The following is a 1,153-nucleotide window of genomic DNA, read 5'->3' as shown; positions in this document are numbered from 1 at the left end:
GCGACCAGACCGGCGAAGCGTATCGCGGGCATGACGAGGCGGCTTTCGCGCGCGGCGATCCGCAGCAGCAGATAGGCGATCATGGCAGCCAGGATCTGCAGGCGGATCGCGTTCTCGGAGCGGCCGAGGAATTTGCGCAGCTTCAGGTGCTGCTTGATCCAGCGGAACAGCAGTTCGATCTGCCAGCGTGCTTTGTAGAGCGCTGCAATCTCGACGGCCGACCGCTTCAGGTCATTGGTGATCAGCGTCAGCTTGCTGCCGTCGTCGCGTCGAACCCGAACCCGGCGCATCGGAATTGCGAGTTTGGAATCACCTTTGCTAACGAGTTTGACCTCGGCATCCTCGATCACCGTGAAGCCGTCTCCCCTGCATTTGCGCGGCCGCCGCCACCGCGTCACCCGGAACTGGGCGCTAACCTTCTGCCTGGTCACAAACAGCGCGCCTTCGTCGTGCAGCCTGGTCCACCAGGCATAGCTGCAATAGGCCTTGTCGAACACGTAGGTGGCGCCGGCCTCGATCGGGAACTGCCGGCCGGGCGTCACGTCATTCACGTTCGCCGGCGTAATCGCCAGCTGGCGCGGATGATCCGCGCCGGGATCGTAGACCACGTGCAGCTTGAGGCCACGGGTGCGACCGTTCCACGCCGCCCAGCCGACCAACTGATCAAGCGGGATCGGCGTCGAATCGATCAGCCGCAGCATTTGCGCGCCTTCCCGCTTCAGCGTGCGGTCAGCCTGCCCCGACAGCCGCTCGAAGGTCTCGGCGAAGATCGCAACCGGACGGCGGGCGCTGGCGTCGGCCAGCGTCGAGCGCGCCAGCCTGCCGACACCGAGATGATAGTGATGATGCGCGTTGGCGTTCCAGACCGCCTGCAGCGAACGCAAGCTGTCGATGCCCGCAAGCTGCGCGAATACCAGCGCCACCAGATGATCCCAGCTCTTGAAGACCTTGTCGTAGGCGTCGCCGTCGTGCCGCGACACCGTGGCCGCAAGCTGGCCCCGCGACAGCGGTTTCAGCAGCCGTCCGAAAATGCTATCGCAAAAACGCATGCCCGGCTCCTTTCTGAGTCTCGACAACCAGAAAGTACCCGCTTCGCGCTGGTTTGGCCGGGCATGCGCTGCGACACGTTGAATCATTCCCCGGACAGCCGTGC

Annotated in this window: 1 protein-coding gene; it reads right to left on the bottom strand. The window is 64.4% G+C overall.

All coding sequences use genetic code 11. The annotated features are described in order from the left end of the window. On the bottom strand, positions 1-1,049 hold a 1,049-nt coding region (locus BJ122_RS18890), incomplete at its 3' end, for an IS4 family transposase (protein WP_110782822.1). Positions 1,050-1,153: the final 104 nt, after the last annotated feature.

This window comes from Rhodopseudomonas faecalis (assembly GCF_003217325.1).
Taxonomy (GTDB): domain Bacteria; phylum Pseudomonadota; class Alphaproteobacteria; order Rhizobiales; family Xanthobacteraceae; genus Rhodopseudomonas; species Rhodopseudomonas faecalis.
This window is presented reverse-complemented; position numbering and strand designations above follow the sequence as displayed.